At 49.0% G+C, this 5,250-nt stretch carries 4 protein-coding genes and 1 pseudogene; 1 reads left to right on the top strand and 4 read right to left on the bottom strand.

The features are described from left to right. From BZG79_RS11175 to rluD, 4 genes and pseudogenes are all read right to left on the bottom strand, one after another. A partial coding sequence (locus BZG79_RS11175; protein WP_199877750.1) for an AAA family ATPase occupies nucleotides 1–205 on the bottom strand: 205 nt, incomplete at its 3' end. Between the two features lie 4 nt (nucleotides 206–209). Next, a pseudogene (locus BZG79_RS11180) lies at nucleotides 210–2,258 on the bottom strand (AAA family ATPase); the annotation flags it as partial. Between the two features lie 81 nt (nucleotides 2,259–2,339). After that, a complete protein-coding gene (pgeF, locus tag BZG79_RS11185; RefSeq protein ID WP_077774419.1) occupies nucleotides 2,340–3,062 on the bottom strand; it encodes a peptidoglycan editing factor PgeF in 723 nt (240 codons plus the stop codon). Continuing rightward, nucleotides 3,062–4,036 carry a 23S rRNA pseudouridine(1911/1915/1917) synthase RluD gene (gene rluD, locus BZG79_RS11190; RefSeq protein ID WP_077774420.1) on the bottom strand — a complete coding sequence of 325 codons (975 nt, stop codon included), beginning with the start codon at nucleotides 4,034–4,036 and terminating at the stop codon, nucleotides 3,062–3,064. The genes pgeF and rluD overlap by 1 nt, the downstream gene beginning before the upstream one ends. 198 nt (nucleotides 4,037–4,234) lie before the next feature. Here rluD and bamD point away from each other — a divergent pair, with 198 nt between their 5' ends. Beyond that, on the top strand, nucleotides 4,235–4,960 hold the full coding sequence (bamD, locus tag BZG79_RS11195) for an outer membrane protein assembly factor BamD (protein WP_077774421.1): 726 nt from the start codon (nucleotides 4,235–4,237) through the stop codon (nucleotides 4,958–4,960). Nucleotides 4,961–5,250: the final 290 nt, after the last annotated feature.

Below are 5,250 nucleotides of genomic sequence, written 5' to 3' on the forward strand. Positions count from 1 at the left end.
CATCAGAATGCGCTTTTTCTATCTCATCAAGTAGAATTACCGAATAGGGACGACGACGAACCGCTTCAGTAAGATAGCCCCCTTCTTCATATCCAACATAACCAGGAGGCGCGCCAACTAAGCGTGCTACCGAGTGTTTTTCCATAAATTCAGACATATCTATCCGAACCATAGCATCACGGCTATCGAACATGAATTCGGCCATCAGAATGCGCTTTTTCTATCTCATCAAGTAGAATTACCGAATAGGGACGACGACGAACCGCTTCAGTAAGATAGCCCCCTTCTTCATATCCAACATAACCAGGAGGCGCGCCAACTAAGCGTGCTACCGAGTGTTTTTCCATAAATTCAGACATATCTATCCGAACCATAGCATCACGGCTATCGAACATGAATTCGGCCAGCGACTTACACAACTCAGTTTTACCCACCCCTGTCGGCCCAAGGAAAAGGAAGGAGCCAATCGGGCGATTCGGATCCGCCAGTCCGGCTCGGCTACGCCGAATGGCATTGGCGACGGCACCGACCGCTTCATCTTGACCTATCACCCGCTGGTGCAAGGCTGATTCCATTTTAAGTAGCTTTTCTTTTTCGCTTTCCAGCATACGAGAAACAGGGATCCCTGTCTGCCGTGCGATAACATCTGCGATCTCAGCCTCTGTGACTCGGTTTTTCAATAAAGTCATTTCCTGCATTTCTGCTTGGCTAGCAAGATCGAGCTGCTTTTCTAAGTCAGGAATTTTGCCATACTGTAGTTCTGACATTCGGCTTAAATCCCCGGCTCGCCGCGCTATCTCCATGTCAGTTCGTGCTTGCTCTAAAGCAGCTTTTATATGTTGAGCTCCAGATACAGCGGCTTTTTCTGTGTTCCAGACCTCTTCGAGCTCGGCATAATCACGCTCTTTTGCCTCTAGCTCGTCACGCAATGTCTCTAAACGCTTTTGACTCGCACTATCTTCTTCTTTTTCTAGTGCTTGTTGTTCAATTTTAAGTTGGACAATGCGTCGTTCTAAGCGATCTAACGAATCGGGTTTCGAATCAATTTGCATCCGAATGCTGGACGCCGCTTCGTCAATAAGATCAATGGCTTTATCGGGTAACTGGCGATCGGCAATGTAGCGATGTGACAAGCTGGCTGCGGCGACGATGGCCGGATCGGTAATTTCTACCGCATGGTGCAGCTCGTAACGCTCTTTTAATCCGCGCAGAATGGCGACCGTGTCTTCTACATTTGGCTCATTCACCAATACTTTTTGAAAGCGACGTTCTAATGCCGCATCTTTCTCTACATATTGGCGGTATTCATCAAGTGTCGTTGCGCCCACACAGTGAAGCTCGCCCCGTGCCAAGGCAGGTTTGAGCATATTCCCGGCATCCATGGCCCCTTCAGCTTTACCGGCCCCGACCATGGTATGAAGTTCATCAATAAAGAGGATGACATTACCTTCCTCTTTCGCCAGTTCATTTAATACCGCTTTTAGTCGCTCTTCAAACTCCCCACGGTATTTAGCCCCAGCGACTAGCGCCCCCATATCGAGAGAAAGCACGCGTTTACGGCGCAAACCTTCCGGTACCTCACCATTCACAATACGCTGGGCTAACCCCTCAACAATCGCGGTTTTGCCTACACCAGGCTCACCAATCAGGACGGGATTGTTTTTGGTACGACGCTGTAGCACTTGGATGGTCCGGCGAATTTCATCATCACGGCCGATAACAGGATCCAGTTTGCCTTGCTCAGCACGCTCGGTCAGATCCAGGGTAAATTTCTCCAACGCCTGCCGGTTTTCTTCGGCGTTGGGATCATCGACTTGCTGACCGCCACGGACTTTTTCTATCGCTTGTTCAACTTTTTGTGATGTCAGGCCATGGCTGCGCAATAGCTCCCCAAGCGGCCCTTTATCTTCTACCGCAGCTAAGACAAAAAGCTCAGACGAGATATATTTGTCTTTACGCTTTTGTGAGATCTTATCGCAAAGGTTAAATAAGTTACCCAGATGATTCGAAAGCTGAACCTCACCGCCCGTGCCTGTGACTTGAGGGACGCGATCCAATAACTCAGAAAGGCTAGAGCGCAGTTGGCTCACATCCACGTTCAGCATGGTTAATAGCGGACGAATCGCACTGCTATCTTGATTCAAGAGTGCGGTCATCAAGTGAACGGGTTCAATATATTGATGGTCTCGCCCTAACGCGAGTGATTGCGCATCAGAAATGGCAATTTGAAACTTACTGGTAAAACGGTCAAGGCGCATCGTTAGTTCCTCCCACTTAACACCTTTAGTTGATGAATAAATGGGCACGATGCAGGTATTTTTCAAGCATCTAAGACGACTTTATTTCATTCGCCAGATACACGTTGCCATCCGCCCCGTTTGTCCATCTCGGCGATAGGAATAAAATTGATCGCCTTGCTGGTAGGTACATAGCGATCCCCCATAAATCGCGGTCACGCCAGTAGCTATTAGTCGTTGCCTTGCAAGCGCATAGAGATCAGCCAAATACTTGTCTGACCCTCGAGGTGAAAAAGCGGCCTTGGTCTGCCAAGAATACGAGATGAATGCCTGATAAACATCTTCACCGACTTCAAAAGCTTGTGGACCAATTGCCGGCCCCAACCAAACCAAACAGCGTTCTGGTTGCGAAAATAAAGCGAGGGTTGATTCTAAAACACCATTTAATAGCCCTCGCCACCCGGCATGTGCCGCCGCGACTTGGCAACCATCATGGCTACAAAAAAGTACCGGTAAGCAATCAGCGGTCATAACCGTACAAACTTGCCCGACGGTATCTGTAAATGCTGCATCGGCTTTGGGATGTGTGTCTTGATGTGGCAGCCGTGCGACCTCAGTCCCATGAACTTGCTCAAGCCACGTCAGTTCTCCGTGAACCATACCGGCTAGAGCAAGACGATTTTYTTGCACGGCATCTGGATCATCACCCACATGCATACCAAGATTCCAACCCGCAAACGCGCCCTGGCTCACTCCCCCTTCACGAGTTGTGGTAAGTGCACCGATATTATCAGGAGCCGGCCAATCAGGTTGGAGGTAATCCATTAGTACTCGTCTTCTCCGTTTTCCGCTTGGTCGCTACGTAAATGCTCCGTCAATGCGACCATATCGTCGGGGATCGGGGCATGCCATTCCATTTGCTCACCCGTGATCGGATGGTCAAGACGTAACATGGCGGCATGTAATGCTTGGCGCTTGAACTGCCTTAGCGTCTGAACCAAGATCTCGCCGGCTTGACGTGGAGGCTTTGCCTTACCGCCATAAAGCGGGTCCCCTACCAGAGGATGATTTAAATACGCCATATGCACTCGGATTTGGTGAGTCCGCCCCGTCTCTAGTCGCAAACGTAACCGTGTATGACCCCGGAAATGCTCTGCAACCCGATAATGGGTTATCGCAGGCTTCCCTAATTCTTGGACGGCCATATGAGTCCGTTTTGTTGAATGGCGGCCTATCGGTTTGTCCACCATGCCACCACCGGTCATATTGCCAATCGCAATCGCTTCGTATTCACGCGTGATTTTACGTTTTTGTAGCGCGCGTACCAGTCGGGTCTGCGCGGGGATCGTTTTCGCAACCACCATTAGGCCCGTGGTATCTTTATCCAAACGATGCACTATCCCTGCACGCGGTACATCCCCGATATCAGGATAACGGTGAAGTAAACCATTCAATAGTGTTCCATCCGGACAGCCGGCACCTGGATGCACCACAAGCCCAGCAGGTTTATTAATCACCAAGAGGTCATCATCTTCATAGACGACGTCGAGCGGTATCTCTTGGGGTAGCCAGCGATCGTCATCTTCAATCTCTGTAGCAATCTCAACCTGCTCCCCGCCCATGACTTTCTGACGAGGCTTGTCTACCGCCATACCATCGAGTGAGACTTGCCCTGCTTGAATCCATGTTTTGATCCGAGAGCGAGAGTAATCGGGAAACAGCTCTGCGATCGCTTGATCGAGTCGCTGACCCATTTGGTGTTCTTGGATCTGATGGGATAATTCTATCTGTTGTGCCATACCGAACTTTTCTGTGATTTCTATGACTAAACCCTCGCAACAGTCGCTATCGTGGCGCTCGGCATATCGCCGGTAAACGCCTTTTGCTATAGTCGCCTATCACTGGATAAAATAGCCGGGATAATGACATTGTATCTGTTTGCCGCTGTGACCGTAATCCAGATGGCATAAAAACTTTTCAAGGAAGTGCGATAACCCATGAAACGCCTAACCCTTACTGCGCTACTCGCAGCCTCTGTACTCGTCGGTTGCWCAAGCAACAGTCAAGTTGTCCAAGACGATCCGCCATCCAAACTGTATCAGGATGCTGAAGCGCAATTAAACAAAGGGGCATGGATAACAGCCATTGAAAAGCTTGAGGCATTGGACTCTCGCTATCCGTTTGGTGCTTATTCCGATCAAGTGCAACTGGATCTTATCTATGCTTATTACAAAAATGACGATCTGGCCTTGGCCGAAGCAACCATTGATCGCTTTATGCGTATGCACCCCGCTCATGCCGAAAGTGACTGGGTTGCCTATATGCGAGGCCTCGTTCATATGGCACAAGATCGTAGCCTAATCCACGACATTCTCCGTATGGAGCGCAATGATCGTGACCCTCAGCCGGCTCGTAAAGCATTTGCTGATTTTCGCCGCTTACTCGAACGCTATCCCAATAGCGAGTATGCTGCTGATGCAAAGGCACGTATGATCGCGTTAAAAAATCGTTTAGCGCAATACGAGTTAGCCGCCGCCGACTACTATATTCGTCGTGAAGCTTGGGTTGCAGCCGTTAACCGTTGCCAGGCCTTACAACGAGACTTCCCTGACACTGAAGCCGCTAAAGCTTCTTTGCCTCTGATGCTAACAGCCTATAAGAAGCTCGGACTTAACGAGCCAGCCGAGCGTACTCAGGGTCTGATAGACAAAAATTCCATTTAATCCGTCAATATTGGTTAAAACGACACTGGTTAAAACGACAAAAGCCTCTCTATTATAGAGAGGCTTTTTTGTGCTATGTCGCGATGAGACGAGCAAACACGAACAAAAAAAGAAAGCCCTGACCGTCAGGCCAGGGCTTTATTGGTTTTTCATCAAAGATTAAAGATACAAAAAAGCCCCGACCGTTAGGTCAGGGCTTCGTATTTCTACTCATCAAAGTCTTACGCATATTCGCTTTGATGATTAAATTTTTGCTAACTAAAGCCTAATACTAAGCGCTAATTAGATAA

Origin of the sequence: Salinivibrio sp. MA427 (genome assembly GCF_001996115.1) — a bacterium.
Lineage (GTDB): Bacteria > Pseudomonadota > Gammaproteobacteria > Enterobacterales > Vibrionaceae > Salinivibrio > Salinivibrio costicola.

Excerpts from the sequence above, each read along its gene's own strand:
- rluD (WP_077774420.1), bottom strand. The coding sequence starts at position 4,036 with ATGGCACAACAGATAGAATTATCCCATCAGATCCAAGAACACCAAATG.